General features: G+C 64.8%; 19 protein-coding genes. 7 read left to right on the top strand and 12 right to left on the bottom strand.

Annotated elements, in window-relative coordinates:
• Positions 1-394: 394 nt before the first annotated feature.
• From CSAL_RS08405 to CSAL_RS17440, 4 genes are all read right to left on the bottom strand, one after another.
• The gene (locus tag CSAL_RS08405) at positions 395-772 is read right to left on the bottom strand and encodes a histone-like nucleoid-structuring protein, MvaT/MvaU family (RefSeq protein ID WP_011506951.1); all 378 of its coding nucleotides are present in this window, start codon (positions 770-772) and stop codon (positions 395-397) included.
• A gap of 578 nt (positions 773-1,350) precedes the next feature.
• Positions 1,351-2,697, bottom strand: a complete 1,347-nt coding sequence (locus CSAL_RS08400; RefSeq protein WP_011506950.1) for a Na+/H+ antiporter family protein — start codon at positions 2,695-2,697, stop codon at positions 1,351-1,353.
• A 720-nt stretch (positions 2,698-3,417) separates the two neighbouring features.
• Positions 3,418-3,618 carry a hypothetical protein gene (locus CSAL_RS08395; RefSeq protein ID WP_043558234.1) on the bottom strand — a complete coding sequence of 67 codons (201 nt, stop codon included), beginning with the start codon at positions 3,616-3,618 and terminating at the stop codon, positions 3,418-3,420.
• Between the two features lie 62 nt (positions 3,619-3,680).
• Positions 3,681-3,860: a hypothetical protein gene (locus tag CSAL_RS17440; protein WP_148266814.1), complete on the bottom strand. Its 180-nt coding sequence runs from the start codon at positions 3,858-3,860 to the stop codon at positions 3,681-3,683.
• 620 nt (positions 3,861-4,480) lie between these two features.
• Between CSAL_RS17440 and CSAL_RS08385 the strand changes: the two genes are divergently transcribed.
• The 5 genes from CSAL_RS08385 to CSAL_RS08365 all read left to right on the top strand — a co-directional run bounded on the left by CSAL_RS08385 (position 4,481) and on the right by CSAL_RS08365 (position 9,692).
• On the top strand, positions 4,481-5,797 hold the full coding sequence (locus tag CSAL_RS08385) for a hypothetical protein (RefSeq protein WP_011506947.1): 1,317 nt from the start codon (positions 4,481-4,483) through the stop codon (positions 5,795-5,797).
• Between the two features lie 336 nt (positions 5,798-6,133).
• On the top strand, positions 6,134-7,024 hold the full coding sequence (locus tag CSAL_RS16920; RefSeq protein WP_050934512.1) for a GGDEF domain-containing protein: 891 nt from the start codon (positions 6,134-6,136) through the stop codon (positions 7,022-7,024).
• A 314-nt stretch (positions 7,025-7,338) separates the two neighbouring features.
• Entirely contained in the window at positions 7,339-7,989 is a 651-nt protein-coding gene (locus CSAL_RS08375) for a hypothetical protein (protein ID WP_011506944.1), read from the top strand.
• Positions 7,986-8,729 (top strand): DUF3307 domain-containing protein, encoded by a 744-nt coding sequence (locus CSAL_RS08370; protein ID WP_011506943.1) that lies wholly within the window; start codon positions 7,986-7,988, stop codon positions 8,727-8,729. Before CSAL_RS08375 ends, CSAL_RS08370 begins: the two co-directional genes overlap by 4 nt.
• 51 nt (positions 8,730-8,780) lie before the next feature.
• Positions 8,781-9,692, top strand: coding sequence for an N-acetylmuramoyl-L-alanine amidase (locus CSAL_RS08365; RefSeq protein ID WP_011506942.1), 912 nt, complete (start codon positions 8,781-8,783; stop codon positions 9,690-9,692).
• Between the two features lie 127 nt (positions 9,693-9,819).
• Here the strand turns inward: CSAL_RS08365 and CSAL_RS08360 are convergent, their stop codons facing one another.
• Positions 9,820-10,380, bottom strand: a complete 561-nt coding sequence (locus CSAL_RS08360) for a helix-turn-helix domain-containing protein (RefSeq protein ID WP_011506941.1) — start codon at positions 10,378-10,380, stop codon at positions 9,820-9,822.
• Positions 10,381-10,525: 145 nt separating this feature from the next.
• Here CSAL_RS08360 and CSAL_RS08355 point away from each other — a divergent pair, with 145 nt between their 5' ends.
• Entirely contained in the window at positions 10,526-11,704 is a 1,179-nt protein-coding gene (locus tag CSAL_RS08355) for a benzoate/H(+) symporter BenE family transporter (protein ID WP_011506940.1), read from the top strand.
• Positions 11,705-11,720: 16 nt separating this feature from the next.
• Here CSAL_RS08355 and ppc read toward each other — a convergent pair whose 3' ends face one another.
• The 5 genes from ppc to cysM all read right to left on the bottom strand — a co-directional run bounded on the left by ppc (position 11,721) and on the right by cysM (position 19,890).
• Positions 11,721-14,372: a phosphoenolpyruvate carboxylase gene (gene ppc / locus CSAL_RS08350; protein WP_011506939.1), complete on the bottom strand. Its 2,652-nt coding sequence runs from the start codon at positions 14,370-14,372 to the stop codon at positions 11,721-11,723.
• 117 nt (positions 14,373-14,489) lie between these two features.
• The gene (gene mazG, locus CSAL_RS08345) at positions 14,490-15,332 is read right to left on the bottom strand and encodes a nucleoside triphosphate pyrophosphohydrolase (RefSeq protein ID WP_011506938.1); all 843 of its coding nucleotides are present in this window, start codon (positions 15,330-15,332) and stop codon (positions 14,490-14,492) included.
• Positions 15,329-17,581: a GTP diphosphokinase gene (gene relA, locus CSAL_RS08340; RefSeq protein ID WP_011506937.1), complete on the bottom strand. Its 2,253-nt coding sequence runs from the start codon at positions 17,579-17,581 to the stop codon at positions 15,329-15,331. Before relA ends, mazG begins: the two co-directional genes overlap by 4 nt.
• Positions 17,565-18,992: a methyltransferase domain-containing protein gene (locus tag CSAL_RS08335; protein ID WP_011506936.1), complete on the bottom strand. Its 1,428-nt coding sequence runs from the start codon at positions 18,990-18,992 to the stop codon at positions 17,565-17,567. Before CSAL_RS08335 ends, relA begins: the two co-directional genes overlap by 17 nt.
• 1 nt (position 18,993) lies before the next feature.
• Complete coding sequence (gene cysM, locus CSAL_RS08330) at positions 18,994-19,890, bottom strand: cysteine synthase CysM (protein ID WP_011506935.1); 897 nt, start codon at positions 19,888-19,890, stop codon at positions 18,994-18,996.
• A gap of 181 nt (positions 19,891-20,071) precedes the next feature.
• Between cysM and CSAL_RS08325 the strand changes: the two genes are divergently transcribed.
• A complete protein-coding gene (locus CSAL_RS08325; RefSeq protein ID WP_011506934.1) occupies positions 20,072-22,864 on the top strand; it encodes an ATP-binding protein in 2,793 nt (930 codons plus the stop codon).
• A gap of 3 nt (positions 22,865-22,867) precedes the next feature.
• Here the strand turns inward: CSAL_RS08325 and pdxJ are convergent, their stop codons facing one another.
• Both pdxJ and recO read right to left on the bottom strand, forming a co-directional pair.
• Positions 22,868-23,680 carry a pyridoxine 5'-phosphate synthase gene (gene pdxJ / locus CSAL_RS08320; protein WP_011506933.1) on the bottom strand — a complete coding sequence of 271 codons (813 nt, stop codon included), beginning with the start codon at positions 23,678-23,680 and terminating at the stop codon, positions 22,868-22,870.
• 64 nt (positions 23,681-23,744) lie between these two features.
• Positions 23,745-24,449 carry a DNA repair protein RecO gene (gene recO / locus CSAL_RS08315; RefSeq protein WP_011506932.1) on the bottom strand — a complete coding sequence of 235 codons (705 nt, stop codon included), beginning with the start codon at positions 24,447-24,449 and terminating at the stop codon, positions 23,745-23,747.
• Positions 24,450-24,464: the final 15 nt, after the last annotated feature.

Genomic DNA, 24,464 nt, shown 5'->3' with positions numbered 1-24,464 from the left:
CCGATAAGTGCGCCGCAATGGCTTCGGCCGATCAATGGTTAAACGGCAATGGCAAAACGACAATTGAAGTAACCGGTAATGAGAACACTGGCCAGGAGACAGCGGTACAAGGAATGTCGCGGCAGGCGTTACGCTTTGCCTGAAAATGCCTGCGCTCGCCCATACGGCGTTAAAAGTCGACTGGAACGCCAGCCCGGTCCGTTTTTCGTCGATTTCGCCTTGTCTGACCATCGCTCGTCGATTTTTCAGACAGCTTAACGATAAGCGTCAACGTCATGGACGTGGAAAGCGGCAACAAAAAAGGCTGATGCCCGAAAGCATCAGCCTTGTAATATAGGCGCGTATGGCCATGACCCCGCCCGTCGCGATACACAGGCGACAGGCTATCGAGGCATCATTCCTCGACGCGTACCAGCCAGGACTCGACGGTGTCGTTGCCGTACTCGTCTTTCCAGGCCTTGAGCGTTTTCTGGTTACCGCCGCGAGTTTCCACGACTTCACCGGTATTGGGGTTCTTGTAAATCTTCAGCTTGCGCTTGCGGCGACCAACGGTGTTGGTCTGCGTCGCCGGTTTGGAGCGCGATTCCGGCTGCGGATCGAGCATTTCGATCACGGCGGCGGGAGACTTGTCGTACTCCTTCATCAAGGCTTCGAGCTTTTCCTTGAATTCCAGCTCGGAGGTAAGGCGCTGGTCCTTTTCAAGCTGCTGCAGCTCTTCGCTAAGTTGCTTGAGCAGCTGCTCCTTTTTCATGTACTCGCTCAACAGAGACATTCTATACCTCAAGACGGTTGATTGGGATGCAAGTGCATTATCGCTACTTATTCGCCCATTGCCAAGTCCCACTTCTACCTTTTATATCATACCCGTTTATTCCGTTGTAGTGTCCCAGCTCACATGCGCTTCGAGATTTTCCATGAAATGCGACTCTCTTCCCACTCCCTTCGCGATACTTCGCCTCCCCAATATGGGTTAACCCACCTTCCCCATACGGGGCAAGCCAGATTAAAAAGACGGGAACATGTCGGGATTCATCAACTAACGGGAGCGAAATCACAAGCCCCTGCTCCATGGAGCAGGGGCTTGTTCGTCCGAGCGGCCTATAAAAAAGACGATTGTGGCCGTGTTGCCATGCTTTGCGCTCTGAACGCTACACTTTCTGAGCGCTACACTTTCTGAGCGCTACACTTCCTGAACGCTACGCTCGCCGAACGCTATCGCAACTCGCAAGGATTATCGACAGCGTTCGGAATCATGCGTTCACCGTCGCCGTTCAAAAGCTATCGTTGCCGATCACCGTTCATGGCCACCGCTCATAAGCACCACTCATAAGCACCACTCATAACCACTGCTCATAACCACATGGCCGCCAGCCAACCGAAGGCGATCAGCGGAATGTTGTAGTGCAGGAACGTGGGGACGACCGAGTCCCAGATATGATCGTGCTGGCGGTCGACGTTGAGCCCCGAGGTCGGCCCGAGCGTGGAGTCGGAGGCGGGCGAACCGGCGTCCCCCAGCGCGGCCGCGGTACCGACCAGGGCGACGGTCGCCATGGGCGAGAACCCGAACTGCATGGTCAGCGGGACGTAAATCGCGGCGATGATGGGGATCGTCGAGAACGACGAGCCGATGCCCAAGGTGATGAACAGACCCACCAGCAGCATGATGATCGCGGCAAGCCCCTGGTTGTCGCCGATCATGGCGAAGGCATTCTCCACCAGCGTGTCGATCTCGCCGGTGGCCTGCATCACCGAGGCGAAGCCTGCCGCCGAGATCATGATGAAGCCGATCAACGCCATCATGCGCATCCCGCTGGTGAACAGGTCATCGGCCTCGCGCCATTTGAAGATCCCGCCCAGCGAGAGCAAGGCAAAGCCGACCAGCCCGCCCACGATCATCGACCCGCTGTAGAGCTGGATCGAGAGCGCGGCGACGATGGCGACGACGGCCATGACCAGGCCACGGGTGTGCAGACTGACGTGCTCGTCGTGATGCGGCACGTTGCTGGTGACGACGTCACTCGCTTCATAATCGCGCGGCTTGCGGTAGGACACGAATACCGCGGCCAGCAACCCCAATGCCATGCCGGCCACCGGGATCCCCATCGCCAGCGGGACCATGCCGCGGGTCACCTCGAGCCCGACGGCCTCGCCCGCCGAATTGATGTTGGCAAGCAGGATGTCGTTGAGGAAGATCGCCCCGAACCCGACCGGCAACAGCATGTAGGGCGCCGTCAGGCCGAACGTCAGGGCACAGGCGACGGCGCGACGGTCCAGTCGCAGCGAGTTCATGATCTTGAGCAGTGGCGGGATGAGGATGGGAATGAAGGCGATGTGCACGGGGATCAGGTTCTGGGAGGAGATCGCCACCAGCAGCACGGCCCCGAGCATGATGTATTTCACCGCCGCCCGGCGCTTCTGAGACGCCTCCTGCCCAAGCAGGCGAATCAGGCGCTGGGCCAGCAGATCGGGCAGGCCGGAGCGCGAAATGGCCACCGCGAAGGCCCCCAAGGTGGCATACGCCAATGCCACCTTGGCACCGCCGCCCACACCATCGTTGAACGCCGCGAGCGTGTCCTCGAGTCCCAGGCCCCCGACCAGGCCCCCCACCAATGCGCCCACGATGAGCGCGAATACGACTGATACGCGCGCCAGCGCCAGTCCCACCATGACCAGAACGGCCAGAATCACTGCATTCATTGCGTTTCCCGTTGTCTTAGGCTGTGCACGAAAACTGCCTGCGCTCGGTCATACCGCGTTAAAAATCAGCTCGCGCGCGAGTCCGATCAAAGTACTCATTTACCCCCCGTAAACTCGTGTGCGAGCCCAGTCCGTCTTTTCGCTGATTTTTGCCTTGTCTGACCATCGCTCGCCGATTTTTCGTACATAGCCTAGTTCCGCTGCGTTTGTTGAAGCACCGACGCCGAAGGCGCCAATCGGCTCACGAAAAGTTCGGGATAGTACCAGAAGTCGACACCGAAACGTCACGGCCTTGCCATCGTCGTGTCATGCGGCAGTGGTAGAAAGGAAGTGCGATACTGGTATCGCTAGACAAGGGACACTGTCGTTAAGCGCGTTAGGGACGCATGTTGGGCAGGATGCTCGCAGGAACCGGTCGAGCCGGTGCGTCGGGAAGACGCCAAGGGAGCGCTGATGATTACGCCACGACACGGAGGCTCCGGGTCGTGGCGATTTTATTGCCAGGCACTGTCTGAAACCGTCTGAAAGAGTGGTCTGCGTACGCGCCGACATCGCGCGTCGACTTTTCGGACGACGCCTACGCTTTGTCGGAAAAATGCCTGCGCTTGTCCATACGGCGTTAAAAATCGGATCAAAATGCTCATTTACACCGCGTAAACTCCGCTTTTTCACCGATTTTTGCCTTGTCTGGCCATCGCTCGCCGATTTTTCAGACAGAGCTTAGCAGTTGCCCTTCTTCGCCTGCCCCGGCGGACAGAAGTCGCCGCCATGCCCATGATCGCGGTCATGGTCGTGATGACCGTCCCCGACTTCGACCACGGGCTCGGGGTCGATGCGCGCTGGCGTGTAACTGCATGCCGTCACGCTCAATCCCAGGCCGACGAGTCCCACCAGCAGCATCGGTCGCCATGAAAATTGCATCGTTTTTCTCCTCTTGCCAGTCCATGGGGCCATTGTGCGTTCCCTCGCGATGCAACGCGTCATCAGGGTGCCACCGCCTCCGCTTTTTCGGGCACTGCATTATCCTCATCGGAGGGAGGCGCGTCACCCTGGGCCTCGCTGTTGCCTGCTCTTGCCGACGCCGTGTCGCCTTTATCGGCGACCCATAGAAACGCCGGATCGTATTGCACGGGATCGTCATCGACGCTCGTGTCAGCGGCCATGGCGACGCTTCCCATGGCGACGCTTCCCATGGCGAAGCCTACCAGGACGAAGCATCCCAGGACCAAGGATCCCAGAACGAGGCGCCCCGACCGGGGGACTTCGCCACCGAGGCTGCTCGTGCTCCCTGATGTTCCGATTCCACGCTTCGACATGACGCTCCCCTGACTGACCTTGCCGCGATAGGCATGAAAAAGACTGAATATGACGACTTGAACATATGCGCACCTTAACAGCTCGCCCCGCACTTCACCATGCGCCCGGGGCCGCCGTTCCAGGCCTCCAAGGGCTCGCTGCCCTGCCCGCCAGCGAACTCCATAACGGTATGTACTAGGCATCCCCCTCATTTTCATAACACCGGTTTATGTATCCGATGTGTTTCGGTATGATGCGCCCCATAACGAGAAATCAAGAAAATTCAGGGAACTTCTGAACCGTCTCCCACTACATGGCCCGCCAAGCATGGCAATCGCCCTCGCTCACGGGGCGAGTGTGCTCTTGCGCGCCCATGTTCGGGCTTTCGTACGAATCCCGGTTCGATGTCTCCCTTGGCGTCAGTTTGCATGGGCAAACCCGCCCTTCCTATGACTCACGACCCTAAGCAGGAAACGGAGAAAAGAAAGTGACACAACGATCATTCAAGGCAGCTGGCCTCGCATTCGGCGTTACCAGCACACTGGCATTCGCCGCACCGGCATTGGCACAACAAGACACCCAAGCCATGCAGCGTCAGCTGGATGCTCTGCGCGCCCAGGTGGAGCGCATGGAGCAGCAGCTCGAAGCCCAGCAGTCGGCCACGACCGCCGACAGCGGCCAGGCGACTTCAGAGACGCGTGAGCTTGCCGAAGAAAACCGCTCACTGATCGACTCGATCCAGAACTCGCAGATCAGCGGTACGCTCCAGTTGAACGCGAGCTACAACGACTGGGACCAGGCCAATAAAGACAAAGCCGGTGACATGAACTTCGGCAAGTTCGTCCTCGCCCTCAATGGTGAGCACGGCAACTTCCTCTACGGGTTCGATTACCGCTTCTACGACGGCTACCAGTTCCTGAAGAGCGGTTGGATGGGTTACCAGGCCACCGAGAACGATACCGTCAAGGTGGGTCTGGTCCAGACGCCGTTCGGCAACATGGATTACGGCTACCTCGGCTGGTACGGCACCCTGCCGTATCTCTCCGGCTTCAACGACAACCAGAATGCCGGTATCAAGTGGGATCACACCCAGGGCGCCTGGGACACCTCGCTGGCCTTCTTCAAGAGCGACCAGTTGGGTGACGGCAACGAGCACTACGGCGCCAACCCGGTCGGCAGCAGCGCTCAGGGCAACACCGCCGAGAACCAGCTCGCCGGCCGTGTCGCCTACACCTTCGGTCAGGGCACCGACTACACCACCGAGATCAATTTCTCGGCCAAGGGGGGTCAGCTCTACAACAATCAAACCAATGAAAGCGGCAGCAACTGGCAGGCCGCCGTGGGCCTGAACGGCAGCTACGGCAACTGGTATACGCTGTTGCAGGCCACCGCCTACGAATATGACGCCGAGAATCCGGCGAATAGCAGTATCTCTGATAATGCCATGCAAATCGGCGCATTCGGCTTTAACTACCTGATCCCCACCGAAGGTCAGATGTACTCCGCCAGCCTGGCGTACAGCATGAACGTCAACTGGGGTGACATCGACAACCTCTACTTCTACAACGACTTCAGCTATGTCAACCCCAAGGGTGATTACGCACCAAGCACCGCTTCAAACCCTGGCGGTTTTGGCGATGTCGACGACCCGATGCTCAACGACCTGGGCATGAAGGTCACCGCCGGCCCGTACTACGCCTGGTTCAGCGTCATTGCCAACAAGAACGCCCTCGGCTACTTCGGTTCGCCGACCGACGGCGACTGGCACACCAGCGTGCAGTCCAACTTCGGCTTCAACTTCTAAGCGTCATCGCTTAACTAGCTAATTCTATTTAGCGCCCCGCTCCCAGGAGCGGGGTTTTTTGTGCGTGACACCTGCCTCTTTGCACCGCTTCATGCGATATCACCGATTGAATCGAAACTTCAAATATTAAATCGATTCAATTCAATAAGCCCATCGTTCAACGACTTATACATCAAATGCGTGTTCTCGACATGACCTGAATCAAGCACTCAGGAAAATACGCATATTCACAGAAAAAAGTCTTTAACTTACATTAGCTTACTGTTTAAAATGTGGACTCCATAAAAAACGGCATGACTTTCAATGTCTATAATACCAATGCAGGGAAAACATACCGTGTCGCTCAAACGGCGCTGTGCGGTACAGGTATTGATGGCCGCCGTCGTCACCGTTGGCGTGGGCTGCTGGATCGGCACCATGCGCTGGCCCTGGTACCTCGAGGCCGGTGCGCTTCTGGCACCGCTGTGCCTGCAGGTGTCTCTGGCACTGATGGGACTGGAACGCCACCTGCTGCGCCCCATGCGCAGTTTGTCCGAGCATGCCCGACGCCTGCATGAGGGCGATAATTCCCACTTCATGATGACCACCTATCTTACCGAACGCCAGGATGAAGTCGGTGAGTTGGCGCGTCAGTTCCAGCACCTGGTGGAAGATCTCAAGAATCACAACGCGCAATTGCTGGAACAATCGCTGATCGACCCGCTCACCGGGCTGGGCAATCGTCGCATGCTGGAATATCGCCTGGATGTCGCGCTGCCCCTGACACGACGTCTCGATTGCACCGTGTCGGTGATGATGATGGATGTCGACCATTTCAAACTCTACAACGACCATTACGGCCATCCGGCCGGCGATCAGTGCCTGGTCCAGATCGCCGGGGTGTTACGCGACACTTTTCGACGCGAGACCGATATCGCCGTGCGCCTGGGCGGCGAGGAATTCCTGGTCCTGCTCATCGACACCCCCAGCGACGAGGCCCTGCGGCTCGCAGATGCCATGCGCGGCATGATCCAGGCGATGGGGATTCCTCACGAGCGCTCCCCCAGCGCCGAGGTCGTGACCGTCAGCGTGGGGGTGGTCACCAGCCCGCCCGGGGTCAGCGCGGATATCGACAGAATGGTCGCCTGCGCCGATGAGGCGCTGTATGCCTGCAAGGCCTCGGGTCGCAATACCACGCTGGCGCGGACGCTCAAGGTCCAGGAGGCGTCGCTCGTCGCCTGCGATTAGGCCTTTTGCGAAGGCGGTCCGTTTCCTCGCCGACGTTTCAGACGCGGCCTGGGCCCTTCTGCGCCGCGTTCGTTCGCCTCATCCGCCGTTTCCCCGCTGCATCCGATTCCCTTGCACGTCGCCGCCGTTACGTATCGGTACATCGGCGTGTTGGCACGATGCCCAAAAAACTGTATATAATTACAGTATCAGATAGAGGGCATCGCATGGTTTCCCCTTGCCGCCTTCTTATCGTTTTATTTATCTATTATTTTTAAAAATCGTACTTTTCCTCTATATTTGTCTCATATCGTAATAGAAGGCGATCAGTTGCCATGACGGATAGGCTGCTTGGCGTGTTGACCGGCGATGTCGTCGGCTCGCGCCGCATCACCGACCGACAACGGCTCGACGAGGCGCTGGATACCACCCTGGCGTTGCTGGAACGGCATTTCGGCGCCCACGTGGACCGCTACCGTGGCGATGGCTTTCAGGTGGCGCTGCGCGCCCCCGGCGAGGCCATGACGGCGGCCGTTCTGGCGCGCGCCGCATTGCTGCGTTATTCGCCCTCGCGGCGCGACGTCTGGGATGCGCGCATTGCCGTGGGCATCGGGTACGGTCATCTGCCCGAAGCGCCACATATCGCCTCGGCGGACGGCGATGCCTTCGTGCGCTCGGGACAGGCCCTGGACCGCTTGAGCGAAAGCGACGAACGGCTCGCCCTGGTACTGCCGCAGCCCGACGACGACCTAGCCCTGCTGACCCGGTTCGCCGATGTCATCCTCCAGGGGTGGACGCACAACGCCGCCGAGGTCGTGTACTGGCAATTGCGGCATCCCGAGACCCAGCAGGCCCTGGCGACGCGCCTGGGCCGGGCCCAGTCGACCATTCACCAACGCTTGAGCGCCGCACGCTGGCCACTGATACAGGACTATCTGGCGCATGTCGGCGAGCGGCTCAACGCTCTCATGGAGACCATGCGATGACCGGCGCTCCCTTCACCGGGCTGTTGTTGTTGCTGCTTGCCCACCTGGCGGGCGACTTTCTCCTGCAAAGCGCGGCCTGGGTACACGACAAGCAGGTGCGCGGCCACCGCTCGACGGCGCTTTATCTGCATGCCGGCATTCACGGCGGGCTGGCCTGTCTGGCGCTCCTCGTCGGGGGACAGCCCGTCGGCGCGGCCATCCTGGGTGCGGCCTTCATCACCGTGACGCATTTCGGCATCGATGTGCTCAAGAGCCAGGCACCCAGCGAGCGGATCGGGTATTTCATCGCCGACCAGGCACTGCATGTCGGGGTACTGGTCCTGACCTGGCTGTGGCTGACCGGCGACGCGGCATGGCTGGCGCTCGCCACTGGCTGGCTGCTGCGCCCCGAGGTCTTGCTGGTGGCGCTGGCCTATGGCGTCGTCATGCGTCCTTTCTCGATCCTCATCGCCATGATCATGCGACGCTGGAGCCACGGCGTGGACAACAGCGGCACCCTGGCCGACGCCGGCGCGCGCATCGGCATGCTCGAGCGCTTTCTGGTGCTGACCTTCGTGCTCGCCGACCAGCTGGTGCCCATCGGCTTTCTGCTCGCCGCCAAGTCCGTGCTGCGTTTCGGCGATCTGCGCGAGGATCGCGATCGCAAGCTCACCGAGTACGTGCTGCTGGGCACCATGCTGAGCTTCTCGTTGACCATCACGCTGGGCATACTGGTCGCACAGTGGCGTCACGCGATGTGAGGGGCCGATGAGAAAGCGGGACGAGGACGGCGAGTGGGGACGAGAGAGAACGTGAGAGCGGCAAGACAGGCGACGCGGCGAGACCGGCCACGCCGCCCGAACCTGGGCCTGACGCGCAAGGGCTGGCTGTGGGCGATGCCCTGTCTGCTGGCGCTGACGGCCTGCGCCGCGCCCACGCTGGAAACCCGCGATGGCTATCAGGTCGATCGCCGCTACACCGCGCCCGGACAGAGCAGCCGGGTGCGTCATCTGGTGCTGCATTACACGGACAGCGACGCCCGGCGCTCGCTGTCGACCTTGACCGGCCCCCACGTCAGTGCGCATTACGTGCTCACCCGGGAGGCGCCGAAGATCTATCAACTGGTCGACGAGTCGCGGCGCGCCTGGCATGCCGGGGCCAGTGCCTGGCACTCCCGCACCAATCTCAACGACACCTCCATCGGCATCGAGGTCGTCAATCGCGGCCCCTATCAGACACCGGCGGGACGCGCCTGGACGCCCTACCCTTCAGCGCAGATCGACACCCTCATCGCGCTGGCGCGGGATATCGTCGCGCGCCACGCCATCGACCCCGTGGACGTGGTCGGCCACGCCGACATCGCACCGCGGCGCAAGATCGACCCCGGCCCGCGCTTCCCCTGGTATCGCCTGTATCGAGCGGGTATCGGCGCCTGGCCGGAGACAGCGCGGGTCATGGCCTACCAGCGGCGCTTCATGGCCTCGCCGCCCTCGCTCACCCAATGGCAGCGTGCGCTGGCGGCGTATGGCTATCCGGTGGCGGTCACCGGCCGCTTCGACGCGCTCACCCATGACACCTTGCGCGCGTTTCAGATGCACTTTCGCCCCACGCGCCATGACGGCTTTCCGGATGCGCACAGCGCGGCCATTCTCTGGGCATTGCTGGAGAAATATCGGCCCGAGGCTTTGAGTGATCTCCGCTCTCCACCCAACATCAATGGATAGCAGCGGCAAGATGCAAGCGAGGGTCATTCGTCAGGGATGACGAATGTAGCGTCCAGGGAAGGGGTTATAGCGCTCTCGCGGCAGCTTGCTGCTGATCATCGTGGCAACCCATAGCGTTTCACCGTGACTAGAGCTGCGGGTAATGAATCACGTCGTGAAAGCGCGCCGCTCGCTCGCCGACATTGCGATAGCCATGCTCGCGGTCGGCGGCGAAGCGGCGCGCCTCACCCGGCCGGAGGGCTTCCCAGCGACCGTCGAGCGCCAGTTCCAGAGTGCCGTCGAGCATCACCACGTGCTCGACGACGCCCGGTTCGTGCGGTGACGACTCGCTGCAGGCCCCCGGCGCCAGTTCGATCAGGAACATCTCGAAGCGCAGGCGTGGATCGAAGGCGAAAAGCGGCGTGACCGTCATGCCGGCGGCGGCATCTTCCAGCACCGTGGGCGCGGCCTCGCCATTGGGGACGATGCCCTGGACCGAGGCCTGTTCGAAGAACAGCGAGAACGACACGCGGAAACCGCCGGCGATTTTCCACAGCGTGGCCACCGTGGGACTGGACTCGCCGCGCTCGATCTGCCCCAGCATGGCCTTGCTGACCCCGGTCGCGCGCGCGGCACGATCGAGACTCCAGCCTTGCGCGCCGCGCAGCGTCTTGAGCGTCGCGGCGATATGAGCGGTTGGATCCTGCATATGGGGCCTCGTCCTTAGCCGGTTCGCTGATGCATCCCTACCTGCGTGGTTCCCCTTCTCATTGTACGCCATCATCGGCGCTGCTATCGTGCGTTATAACGCACAATGCAAAAACCTCTCGTTCCATTATCGGCAAGGAGCCGCCATGCAAGCGCCGTCAGCGTTACGCGATCTCTCCGTCTCGGCGCTGGTGGCGGGGTTCGTGGCCGTACTGGTGAGCTATGCCAGCTCGGCGGCGATCGTCTTTCAGGCCGCGGAAGCGGCAGGCGCCAGCCCCGCGCAGATCGGCGGCTGGTTGAGCACGCTGGGATTAGGCATGGGCGCCACCTCGCTGGGCCTGTCGCTTGTCTACCGCACGCCCATTCTCACCGCCTGGTCGACGCCCGGGGCGGCACTGCTGGCCACGAGTCTGGGCGACTACACCCTCGCCGAGGCCATCGGGGTATTCATGTTCTCGGGCGCCCTGGTGCTGGCCTGCGGCATCACCGGCCTCTTCGCTCGCCTGATGGCCCGCATTCCCCACGCCATCGCCGCCGCCATGCTCGCCGGCGTCCTGCTGCGCTTCGGGCTCGAGGCCTTTGCCGCCCTGGACGACGCTTTCGTACTGGTCGGCGCCATGTGCGCCGCGTACCTGCTCGGCCGACGTCTGTGGCCGCGTTTCGCCGTCCTGGGCGTGCTCGCCACGGGCCTGGCCATCGCCGGCGTTCAGGGCGAGATCGACACGGCTCGGGCCTCCGTGACCCTCGCCATGCCCGCGCCGATCATGCCCGAATTCACGCTTGCCTCGCTCATCGGCGTGGGCGTGCCGCTGTTCGTGGTCAGCATGGCCTCGCAGAACGCGCCGGGGGTGGCGACCTTGCGGGCCGCCGGCTATGCGCCGCCCATTTCGCCGCTCATCGCGGTGACCGGGCTCGCCACGCTCGTGCTGGCACCGCTGGGCGGGTTCTCGATCTGCCTGGCGGCGATCACCGCCGCCATCTGCATGGGGCCCGAGGCGCACCCCGCCCCCGAACGGCGCTACATGGCGGCGGCCTGTGCCGGCGGCTTCTATCTGCTGGCGGGCGTCTTCGGCGGGTCCATCGGCACCTTGTTCGATGCCCTGCCCCAGGCGTTGATCGTGGCCATCGCCGGGCTGGCGCTGCTGACCACCATCGGCGGCAGTCTGCATAACGCCCTGCACGATGCCCGCCAGCGCGACGCGGCGCTGGTCACCTTCCTGATCACCGCCTCCGGGGTCAGCTTGCTGGGTGTCGGCGCCGCCTTCTGGGGGCTCGTCGGCGGCCTGCTGACGCAGGGCATGCTGGGTGCCACGCGACGGGCGTGACACCCGCCGTCAGGGCCTAGCCGGTGTTGCGAAGCCCCGCCGCGATCCCCGCCATCGTCACCATCAACGCCCGCGACAGCTCGGGGCTGATCGCGCCATCGGCGTCGCGGTTACGCTGCAGCAGTTCCGCCTGCAGCCCGTGCAAGGGGTCGATATAGGGATTGCGCACCTCGATGGCCTGACGAATCAGCGGCGTATGCTCGAGCAGCGTGTCCTGATCGAGGATATCCAGCAGCACGGTTTCCAGCCGCGACAGACGCTCGCGGAGCGACTTGCCCAGCGCCTGCAGCGCCGGCTCGTCGACCAGGCGTCGTTCGTAATAGGCGGCGATGTCCGGGTCGGCCTTGGCCAGCAGCATCTCGAGCATGTCCAGATAGGTGCCGAAGAACGGCCAGCGTGCGCGCATGTCGCGCAGGCGCTCGCGCCCGCCGGGCTCGTCGAGACGGGTGGCGAACGCCTCGCCGCTGCCCAGCCAGGCCGGCAGCATCAGCCGGGTCTGGGTCCAGGCGAAGATCCAGGGAATGGCGCGCAGCGATTCCACCCCGCCCTCCTGGCGGCGCTTCGCCGGTCGCGACCCCAGCGGCAGGCGGCCGAGCGCGCTTTCCGGCGTCACCGAGCGGAAATAGGGCACGAAATCGGGGTCCTCGCGCACCACGCCGACATAGGCGCGATGGGCGATGTCGGACAGGCGATCCATTTCCTCGCGCCAGACCGGTTCGGGGTCGGGCGGCGGCAGCAGCGTGGCTTCGAGCACCGCGCAGGCATAGATTTCCATCGAGCGCAGGGCGATGTCCGGCTGGCCGAACTTGAAGCGAATCATCTCGCCCTGCTCGGTGACCCGCAGGCTGCCGTTCACCGAGCCAGGCGGCTGCGAGAGGATGGCGGCATGCGCCGGGCCGCCGCCACGCCCCACCGTGCCGCCGCGCCCGTGGAACAGCGTCAGCGCCACGTCGTGCTGGCGGCAGATGCCCACCAACTGTTCCTGGGCGCGGTACTGGGCCCAGGCGGCAGCCAGCTGGCCGGCGTCCTTGGCGGAGTCCGAGTAGCCGATCATGACTTCCTGACCGTCGCCGGCCATGCGGCGGTAACCGGGCAGCGACAGCAGGCGCTCGATGACGTCACCGGCACGGTTGAGGTCGTCGAGGGTCTCGAACAGCGGCGCGATGGGCAGCTGCAGGTCGCCGCCGACTTCCTTCATCAACAGCGCCACCGCCAGCACGTCGGACGGTTGCCCCGCCATGGAGATCACGTAGGTGCCCAGCGCTTCGCGGTGCTCGCGGGCGATGACCCGGAAGGTGTCGATCACCTCGCGGGTTTCCGCCGAGCAGTCCCAGCGCCGGGGAATCAGCGGACGCGGCGACTCCAGCTCCTCGAGCAGGAAATCCTGGCGCTGGGCCTCGTCCCAGTCGCGATAGTGCCCCAGTCCGAGGCAGTCGCTGAGTTCGTCGAAGACCTGGGCATGGCGCCCGGCTTCCTGGCGGATGTCGAGCTTGGTCAACGACACGCCGAAGACCGCCACGCGCCGCAGGGTGTCCAGCAAGGCCCCGTTGGCGATGGTGTCCAGGCCCACGTCGCACAGCGAGCGATAGCAGGACAGCAACGGCGCATACAGCTGGTCGCGGGTTTCGATGATCGCTACGTTGCTGTCGAAGGGCCGCCCGTCGAGGCGGGCCTTGGCCCAGTCGCGCGTGGCCTCGACCCTGGCCAGCAGCCGCTTGAGCAATGCCCGGTAAGGCTCGGGGTCGCTGCCCACCTCGGCGCGCAGGGCACCGTTGGCCTTCCACATGGAAAGCTCGGACTTGAGACGTAGCAGGTCGCGGGCGTAGAGATCCGCGGCCATCCAGCGTCCCAGCAGCAGGACTTCCTCGGTGACCCGCGCGGTGACGTTGGGATTGCCGTCGCGGTCGCCGCCCATCCACGACGCGAACCGCAGCGGCGCGGCGTCCAGCGGCAAGCGCTCCCCGGCGGAGGCCAGCAGCAGATCGTCGAGTTCGCGGTGGAAGTCGGGTACCGCCTGCCACAGCGAGTTCTCGATCACCGCGAAGCCCCACTTGGCCTCGTCCACCGGGGTCGGGCGCTCGTGACGAATCTCGTCGGTGTGCCAGGCCTGGCTGATCAATTCCTCGAGCCGCCCTCGGGCACGTGCGGCGATCTCCTCGCGCTCGGTGGCGCCTTCCATGGTGGTCAGGCATTCGTCGATGGCATCGTACTTGCGGATCAGGGTACGCCGGATGACCTCGGTGGGATGCGCGGTGAGCACCAGCTCCACGCGCATGGCGGCCAGCGTCTCGACCAGCTTGCGCGGGGCGTGACCGGCGCCGCGGATGCGCTCGAGCAGCTCGCCCAGGTCGGGCTGGGTGCCGGGCTTGTAGTCCTCGACGCGGCGGAAGCGGGCCCGGTAATGCTGCTCGGCGATGTTGGAGAAGTTGAGGAACTGGTTGAAGGCGCGCGTCACCGGCAACAGGTCCTTCTCCGGCAGCGCGCGGAGGTATTCGATCAGTTCACGGCGGCTTTCGCTGTCGTCCTGGCGTCCGCGCTTGGCCAGGCCACGAATGGTCTCGATCTTGTCGACGAAACCATCGCCCAGGTCGTCGGCGATGGTGCGCCCCAGGCTATCGCCGAGGATGCGGACGTTGTCGCGCAGCGATTCATGCAAGTCGTGACTCATGATGCCCTCCGTGATGGCGACGATGGCAAGTCGTTGTTTTGAAGCGTGGTTGTTTTGAAAAGCCGTTGTCCTGACTACGTTACTCGGGCTCGGCGATGCCCACAACGCATGCCACGCTCAGGCGTTGCTGGTTTCGCTTTCCTTGGCGGCTTGCCAGTGGCGTTCCATCTCGTCGAGGCTCGCCGCCTCGAGGCCGCCCGCCCTGGCCGACAGGGCCTGCTCGACATGGCGAAAGCGCCGCTCGAACTTGAGGTTGGCGTGCCGCAACGCCTGCTCGGGGTCGATATCGAAACGCCTGGCCAGGTTGGTCACGGCGAACAGCAAATCGCCGATTTCCTCGCGCACGTGCGCGGCATCGCCGTCACGCACCGCCTCCTCGACCTCGGCGAGTTCCTCGCGCACCTTGGCGAACACGCCCTGGTCGTCGGGCCAGTCGAAGCCGACCCGGGCAGCGCGCTTGGACAGCTTGGTACCGCGAGACAGCGCCGGCAGGGACGCGGGGACATCGTCGAGCACCGACACCGCCTCGCGGGTTTCGCGTTCGCGGGCCTTGAGGGCTTCCCAGCGCGTCTTGACGTCCGTCGTTTCCACTTCCTCGGCCGGCACGCCGGCGGGACGCCGCGAGGCCAGCGTCCCCTCGGGGAACACATGCGGATGCCGGGCGACCATCTTGGCGGTCACCGTGTCGACGACGTCATGGAAATCGAAGCGCTGCTCCTCGCGCGCGAACTGGCTGTAATACACCACCTGAAAGAGCAGGTCCCCCAGCTCGCCGGGCAGTTCGTCGAAGGCACGCCGTTCGATGGCATCGGCCACTTCATAGGCCTCTTCCAGGGTATGCGGGACGATGCTCTGCCAGTCTTGCTTGACGTCCCACGGGCACCCCTGGGCCGGGTCGCGCAGGACCGCCATCAGGGTCAACAGATCGTCGAGATCGTAACGCGTTCGCGCGTCGCTCATGCCTGCTTGCCTCCTCCGCTGCGCAGCCGCTTGACGTCGATGACGTTGGGCAGTTGCTGAATCCGCGAAAAGATACGCTCCAGCGCCTCGAGTCCCTCGACTTCCAGGGTGATCTTCATGCGCGCCAGGTTGTCGTGCTTGTCGGTGAGCGTGTTGACCGACAGCACGTTGATGCGATCGCCCGTGAGGATGTGCGTGACGTCGCGCAACAGCCCCGAGCGATCCCAGGCCTCGATCTCGATGTCCACCGGGTACTGGGCGCTGGCGTTGCCCCACTCCACGTCGACGATGCGACGCGGCTCCTCGGCGCGCAACTGCAGGATGTTGGGGCAATCCTGGCGGTGAATGGTGACGCCGCGCCCCTGGGTGATGTAGCCGACGATCTGATCGCCGGGCACCGGATGGCAGCAGTTGGCCATCGAGGTCTTGAGATTGCCGACGCCGAGCACGGTGATGTCGTCCACCGCCTCCTTCGTGGTCCGCCGCGGCTTGGCCAGCAGGCGGTCGAGCTGCTCCTGGTCGTCGGTGTCGCCGAAGAGCTGCTGCGCCTGATGCAGCACCTGACCGATACGCAGGTCGCCGGCGCCGATGGCGGCGTACATGTCGTCGACCGTCTGGTAATTGACGGCCTGCGCCAGGGCGTCGAAATCCACGCCCTCGATGTCCAGGCGCCGGAACGCCTTCTCGAACAAGGTGCGCCCTTCCTCGAGGTTCTGGCTGCGCGCCTGGTACTTGAACCATGACTGGATCTTGGCCCGCGCCCGCGAGGTCTTGACGTAGCCCAGGTTGGGGTTGAGCCAGTCGCGACTCGGCCCGCCCTTGGTGGCGGTCAGGATCTCGACCTGCTGACCCGTCTCGAGCTGATAGGTCAGCGGCACGATACGCCCGTCGACCTTGGCGCCGCGGCAGCGGTGCCCGATCTCGGTGTGCACGCGGTAGGCGAAGTCGATGGGCGTGGCGACCTTGGGCATGTCGATGACGTGACCGTCCGGCGTGAAGACGTAGATGCGGTCCGGCGCCACGTCGCTGGAGAGCCCTTCGCGCAGATCGCCCAGCTCGCCGACCTCTTCCTGCCATTCCAGCACCTGACGCAGCCAGGCGATCTTTTCTTCGTAGCTGCGGCTCTTGGAGTCGACGTCGTGACCCTTGTAGCGCCAGTGGGCGCATACCCCGAGCTCGGCCTCCTCGTGCATGGAGAAGGTGCGGATCTGGATCTCCAGCACCTTGTTCTCCGGGCCGATCACCGCGGTATGCAGCGACTGATAGCCGTTGCGCTTGGGATTGGCGATGTAGTCGTCGAACTCGTGCGGTACGTGATGCCAGCGCGAATGCACGATGCCCAGCGCGGTATAGCAATCGGCGACTTCCGGCACCAGGATGCGCACCGCGCGCACGTCGTACACCTGGGAGAAGTCGATATGCTTGCGCTGCATCTTGCGCCAGATCGAATAGATGTGCTTGGCGCGTCCGTCTACGTCGTACGGAGCGATGCCCTGCTGGTCGAGGAGCCCCTTGAGGGTCTCCACCACGTCGTGAATGTAGCGGTCGCGGTCGAGGCGCTTCTCGGCCAGCTGCTTGGCGATGGTCTTGTAGTCGTCCTCCTGCAGATAGCGGAACGACAGGTCCTCGAGTTCCCACTTGAGCTGCCCGATGCCCAGGCGGTGGGCCAGCGGCGCGTAGATGTCGAAGACCTCGCGGGCCACGCGCAGGCGCTTTTCGCGCGGGGCGTCGCGCACCATGCGCAAGGCGCAGGTACGCTCGGCGATCTTGATCAGGGCCACGCGCACGTCGTCGACCATGGCCACCAGCATCTTGCGCAGGTTTTCCTGCTGGTTGTGCTGCGACAGGCCCTGGCGAGGCGCCTGCAGCTGGCTGATCGCTGCCATGTGCAGGACGCCGTCGATCAGCGAGGCCACCTCGGCGCCGAAGCGCTTCTCGATGGCTTCCAGCGTGATCAGTCCCTCGCGCACCACACGATACAGCACGGCCGCCTCGAGAATCGCCTGATCGAGCTTGAGCTCGCCCAGGATATCGGCCATTTCCAGGCCGGTGCGAAAGCTCGAGGCCGGCTCCGCCCAGTTGTGGTGAGGCTTTTCCGCGTTGTACGCCAGGTGCCGGGCCAGCTCGCAGGCCTCGCGCAACTCCTCGACATCGCGCAGCGCGACATCGTCCTGGAGGCGCTTGAGCCACAATGCGATATCGACCTCGCCGGCCTGCGTCAACGGCTGGTCTTCACGGACCTTGACCATGATCTTCCCTTTCTACGGATGTGGACCGACCGCGCGGCGTGTCGCGGGTCAGTAGCAGCATCGATTCCAAATGCGCGGTGTGTGGAAACATATCGGCCAGCGCGGCGCGCTGGATACGGTAGCCGCCTTGCACAAGGCGTGCCGCATCGCGTGCCAGCGCCGCGGGATCGCAGGAGACGTAGAGCAGCGTCGTCACCGGACTGTCGGCGAGCGCGCGGCACAGGGCCTCCGCCCCGCCGCGCGGCGGGTCCATGATCACCCAGTCGACCGCCGCGACCTCCGGTACCTGGGTGGCCAGATCGGATTGTTGTGCACCGACCTGGTGCAGCCCGGCGCGACGTGCATTGTCGGCGAGACGCTCGACCATCGCGGGGCTGCCCTCGATGCCGGTGATCGACGCGACGCGGGGCGCCAGCGCGAGCGTGAAGTTGCCCACGCCGGCGAACAGATCGAGGACGCGCTCTTCCCCGCGTGGCGCGAGCCAGGCCAGGGCCGTGCGCACCAGGCGGGCATTGACGTCGGCGTTGATCTGCAGGAAATCGCCCGGCACGCAGCCGAGCGACAGTGTGGTGTCGTCCAGTACCAGGGTGACATGCAGGGCCTCGCCGCGCGGCGCGTGCAGCCAGCGTAGCGTCGGCGCCTCGCGTCCCACCCGCCAGGCCAGGGTGACATCGTGCTCGGCGGCGAACCGGCGCCAGCGGGCTTCGTCGCCGGGCACCTCGCGGAGCTGACGCACCACCACGCAAGCACCCTCGGCGGTGGCGATCAGCTCGATGTGACCCACGCGCCGGGGCGCTTCCAGTTGCACCAGGCATGCACGCAGCGGCGCGATCAGCCGTGACAGCACGGGCTCGAGCACCACGCAGCTGTCGATATCGATCAAGTGCTCGCTGCCCCGGGCGCGAAACCCCAGGTGCGGCGTACCTTCGGCATCGCATTTGACGCCCAGGCGCGCCCGGCGCCGGTATGCCAGCCCTTCGCCGGCCAGCACCTCTATCTCGGGCAGGGTCAGTCCCTGGCGGGTGAACAGCTCGTCCAGCGTACGGCGCTTGTGCTCGCGCTGCGCCTCGAGATCGAGATGCTGCAGATCGCAGCCGCCGCAGCGCCCGTAATACGCACAAGGCGGTGTCGCCCGCTCGGGGGACGTCGCCAGGCGCTCGACGACGTGCGCCTCGTCGAAGCGCTTGCGTTGACGATGCACGGCGACCCGTACCCGTTCGCCGGGCAGGGCCTGGTCCACGAAGACCGTCTTGCCGTGCGGATCGCGCGCCACGCCGCGTCCATCGTGCGCCAGACGCTCGATGGACAGGCCGTCGGCAGTCGCGTCGTCGCGCCGTGTTGCCGACCCGCGCTCCCGACGCACGCGTTCGTTGGCGGTGCGCGGTGGACGCCGTTTGCCCAGCATCGCCATCTCAGCGCTCCGGGGCGAACAGGCCGGTGGACAGGTAACGGTCGCCACGGTCGCAGACGATGAACACGATCACCGCGTTTTCCACCTGCTCGGCGATCCGCAGCGCCCCCGCCAGCGCGCCGCCGGAGGAGACGCCCGCCAGGATGCCCTCCTTGCGGGCGAGCAGGCGCATGTGCTCCTCGGCTTCCTGCTGGCCGATATCCAGCGTGACATCGACCCGCGAGGCATCGAAGATGCTCGGCAGGTATTCGCGCGGCCAGCGGCGGATGCCGGCGATGCTCGCACCGTCGGCAGGCTGCAGGCCGACGATCTGAATGTCGGCACGCTGCTCCTTGAGGTAGCGCGACGTGCCCATGATGGTGCCGGTGGTGCCCATCGAGCTGACGAAATGCGTTATCCGGCCGCCGGTCTGTTCCCAGATTTCCGGGCCGGTGGTGCGATAGTGCGACAACGGGTTGTCCGGATTGGCGAACTGGTTGAGCGGTTTCCCCTCGCCGCGCGCGATCATCTCGTCGGCCAGGTCGCGGGCGCCTTCCATGCCCGCCTCCTTGGTCACCTCAATCAACTGCGCGCCGTAAGCCGCCATGGCCTGCTTGCGCTCGCTGGAGGCGCTTTCCGGCATGATCAGCACCATGCGGTAGCCCTTGACCGCCGCCGCCATGGCCAGCGCGATCCCGGTGTTGCCCGAGGTCGCTTCGATCAGGGTATCGCCAGGGCGGATCTCGCCACGCGCCTCGGCCTCGCCGAGCATCGACAGGGCCGGTCGATCCTTGACCGAACCGGCCGGGTTGTTGCCTTCCAGCTTGGCCAGTAGCGTGTTGTTGCGCCCTGCCTGAAGCCGCGTCAAACGCACCAGCGGCGTGTGACCGACCGCATCCGCGAGAGTGGGGAATTGCATGGGTTCATCCTTTACTGGCACGACGAACGCCGTTACGTCTCGCGTGACCGGCACACGGCGTTTCGGCACTCATCCGTCGGGTGTTCGATGCCCCTGATTATATCCGGGACGGCCCGTCGGCGACAGGCGAACCCGGCGAGTGTGGCATACTGCCGGCGGGGAAAACGAAGGGAACGTCGGAATGTCGCTACGACTGCGCTTATTGCTGTTGCTGCTGGGCCTGCCCCTGAGCGTGGGGCTGATCTACGGCGCCTACGATATCTACATGGAGCGCCAGCAGGTACGCCAGGCGCTGGTGACACGCATCGCCGATGTCACCGCGACCCTGGCACCCGCCGTCTCGCTGGCCCTGGAAGAGGGACGGGACGACCACCTGCGGCGGCTCGCCCAGCGTCTGCTGGACATCGATGAGGTCGCTGCCGTCAGCGTGCGCGATGCCGACGGCGACGCCGTGCTCAGCCTGGGGGAAACCCAGCCCGCCCCCGCGCTGCCCATGCCCGACCGGAGTGCGCTGCAGGAAGCCGAGACGCGCTGGCGCTGGCTCCAGCCGCTGGGGTCCCCGGCGGAGATACGAGGAAACGCCGGCACCGCGTATTGGCTCGACGTCGACCTGGGCACCACGGCGCTGACGCTGACGTTCTACCGGCAACTGGCCAGCCACGGCATGGCCGGCCTGGTGCTCGGCCTGGTGCTGTTTCTGATCGCCTATCCCCTGAGCCGCCGGCTCACGGCGCCGCTGCAACGGCACATCACGTTGCTCGAGCGTCTCCACGGCGGCGATTTCAGCGCGCGCCTGACTCCGCGCGGCTCGCGCGAGCTGGTCACGCTGGGCCACCAGCTCAACGCCCTGGGCGAGCAGATGATGCGCCTGCGCGAGGATACCCAGGCGCAGATCGACCAGACCACCTTCGACCTGCGCGAGTCGATGGAAACCATCGAAGTCAAGAACATCGAGCTTGACATGGCGCACCGGCGCGCCCTGGAAGCCAACCGCATCAAGTCCCAGTTCCTGGCCAACATCAGCCATGAAATCCGCACGCCGCTCAACGGCATCATCGGCTTCTGCCAGCTGCTCGGCCGCAGCGCCCTGGACAGCCGCCAGCGGGAATGGCTCGAACAGGTGCAGACGGCGTCGGACAATCTGCTGTCGCTGATCAGCGATGTGCTGGATTTCTCCAAGATCGAGGCGGGCAAGCTCGAGCTGGAAACCGTGCCGGTGGACATGGTGACGCTGGTCGATGAAGTGCTGGGGCTCCAGGCCCCCACCGCGCAACGCAAGAGCCTGCATCTGCTCGGACTGGTCTACGACGACGTGCCCGATCAATTGCTGGGCGATCCCCTGCGCATCAAGCAGATACTCACCAATCTGGTCAACAACGCCGTCAAGTTCACCGAGCGCGGCGAGGTCGTGGTGCGCGTCATGCTCGACGACCTCAATGCCACCAGTTCCAAGCTGCGCATCAGCGTGCGCGACACCGGCATCGGGCTCGACCTGCCGAGCCGCGAGCGACTCTTTCAGGCCTTCAGCCAGGGCGATGCCAGCCGCTCGCGCAAGTACGGCGGCACCGGCCTCGGGCTGATGATCAGCAAGCGCCTGGTCGAACAGATGGGCGGCGATATCGACGTCGAAAGCGAAAGCGGTGAAGGCACGACCTTCACCTTCACCCTGACGTTGATCGCCACCCAGCAGCGCGAGCGCCTCCCCGAGGTGAACCTGAGCGGCTATCGCATCGGGCTGTTCGAGGCCCATCCCGCCAGCCGCCATGCCCTGACCCACCTGCTCGAACGCTGGCACGCCCGGGTCGTGCTCCTGAGCTCCCGCGAGGCGTGTTCGAGTTCGACGCCGGATCTCGACCTGCTGGTGCTGGGGTTGACCCAGGACGACCTGCGTCCGCGCGAGATCAGTGCCTGGCGTGACGTTCTCGATCACTGCAAATGCCCCGGCCTGCTGCTGGTCAACGCCGATCCATTCGAGATCCCCGATCTGGCCTTGCCCCACGGCGGTGAGATCACCACCAAGCCGGTCTCGCGGCGCAGCCTGGGCAACGCGCTGAGCGCCCTGCTGCTGGCGGACGATGTCCCCAGCGCCCTGCCTGCCCCGAACGCCGGCGTCTCGCCGCGCAAGGTGCTGGTGGTCGACGACACGCCGTCCAACCGCCTGCTGGTCAAGGAGCTGTTGCAGGACCGCGGCCTGACGCCGTTGCTGGCCGGCAGCGGCGAGGAAGCCCTGGCCATGGCGCAGAGCGAGCCCGTGGCCCTGGTGCTGATGGATATTCAAATGCCGGGGATGAATGGCGTGGAGACCATGCGGGCACTGCGCGACCTGGGCGACGAGTGGCAGCGCTGCCCCATCGTGGCACTGACCGCGCATGCCCTGGAGGAAGAACGCCAGCAGCTGTTGCGCGACGGCATGAGCGACTGTCTGATCAAGCCGATTCGCGAACCTGCGCTCGATGCCATGCTCGAGCGTCACCTGGCCGACGCTTCCGGCCAGGACACAGCGGAGGCGCCTGCCGGCATCGCCTCTGACGTGGTCACCGGCGCGGCGACACCCGCCCCCACGACGTCCTCCGAGTCGGCTCCCCACGAGCCGGCGACGTCCGTCACGGAGGACGAGACCGCCAGCGAGGAGCTACCGGTGGTCGACATGCAGCTGGGAATTCGCATGGCGGGCGGCCGGGAGAACCTGGCCAACGACATGCTGGGCCTGCTGTTCGAGCATCTGGACGACAGCGAACGCGCGATCCACGAAGCGTGGATCGCGCAGGATGCGGAGGCCTTTCACGAGCACGTCCACCGGCTCAATGGCGCCTGCCGCTACTGTGGCGTGCCGCAGCTGGCCCTCCTGGCGGAGACCCTGGAAACACGCTTCAAGGCTCAGGGGCTGGACGGCTGTCGGGAACTCTACCCGGCGCTCCAGGCCGCGATCGAGCGCCTGCGCGAATGGCAGGCGCGACACTGGTCGACGCCCTGAGGTTCAGCCGCAGCAGCCGCCGGCCTCGTCGTGGTCATGGTCGTGTTCGTGCTCGTGGGCATCCAGCTGGGCCATGACACCGGCTTCCTGACCGGCGATGGCGAGACGCTTCATCTCGGCGACGGCTTCCTTGAGGCCCACGAATAGCGCCCGGGCGATGATGGCGTGCCCGATGTTCAGCTCGTGGATGCCGGGAATCGCGGCAATCGCCTCGACGTTGTGGTAATGCAGGCCGTGCCCGGCATTGACCGTCAGTCCCAGTTCGAAGGCCATTTCCGCGGCCGCCACCAGGCGCTGGTACTCGACGCGCTGGGCATCGCCGCTGGCCTCGGCATACGCCCCGGTATGCAGCTCGACGGTCGGCGCTCCCAGCTCGTACGCGGCCTGGATCTGTGCGGGTTCCGGGTCGATGAACAGCGATACCTCGCAGCCCGCCGCGGCCAGACGCCGGCAGGCGTCGCCCACGCGCTCGCAGGCCCCGACGACATCGAGCCCGCCCTCGGTGGTCAGTTCCTCGCGCTTCTCCGGCACCAGGCAGACGTTGGCGGGACGCAGCGTCTCGGCGAAGGCGATCATTTCCTCGGTGACCGCCATTTCCAGGTTCATGCGCGTCGCCAGCGTCTCGGCGAGCACGCGCACGTCGCGCTCCTGGATGTGGCGGCGGTCCTCGCGCAGATGCAGCGTGATGCCGTCGGCACCGGCCTCCTCGGCCAGCATGGCCGCCTGCACGGGATCGGGGTAACGCGTGCCGCGTGCCTGACGCAGCGTGGCGATGTGGTCGATGTTGACGCCCAACAGGATACGTGGCGGATGCATGACGGATTCCTCGGCAATGAAGGGTGGAACGGTGGAGGTGTGAGGTTCAGGTCTGGAGCAGAGCCTAGTGAGCGCGTCGACGCTCGGCCAGCCGACGCATCAACTCCCGCGAGCGCAGCGGACGCTCGCCCAGCAACGGCGCCAGGGCCGCCCGGGTGACCTGCTTGGCAACGCCCGCCAGGCCGGGTTCTTCCCAGTCGCCCCGCGCCAGCCACTTGAGGCTTCGCCCGTCGATACCGCCATTGCCGGCGGGCACCGCGCGGAAACAGCGCTGGTCGGGATGGTAGCGGTAATGGGTGAAGGCATCCAGCGGCGCCTCCTGCTCGTCGACGAAGCGCGGGGCGGCATCCAGGGTCTCGAGCAGGGTGATTTCCAGGCGTCTCAACGCACCGGCACGCTTGGCCGGGGATGGCAGTGCCTCGAGGGTCAGCGCGTACAGCGAGAACACCTCGCCCGCCGGGTATTCCAGCGGCAGCGTACGCGCCAGGAGTTCGTTGGCATAGACGCCGCAGAGCAGGCCCTCGCCGGCCAGCAGGGCCGCACTCCCCTGGCTTTCGAGCAGGCGCAGGCGCTTGAGGTCGCCGTTGCCGCTCCAGGTGACATGCAACGGCGAGAACGGCTGCAGGATACCGCGCGCCTTGCTGCCGCCGCGCTGCACGCCCTGTGCCACGGCACGCACGCGTCCCTGGCCGAGGGTCAGCAACTCGACGATGGCACTGGTCTCGCGGTAGGCACGCTTGTGCAGCAAAAAGGCCGGTTCGGGCGTCATCGCGGCATCTCCGCG

Origin of the sequence: Chromohalobacter israelensis DSM 3043, from assembly GCF_000055785.1 — a bacterium.
GTDB classification, from domain to species: domain Bacteria; phylum Pseudomonadota; class Gammaproteobacteria; order Pseudomonadales; family Halomonadaceae; genus Chromohalobacter; species Chromohalobacter israelensis.
The sequence above is the reverse complement of the archived record's forward strand: the minus strand, read 5'-3'. Positions and strand labels throughout refer to the sequence as shown.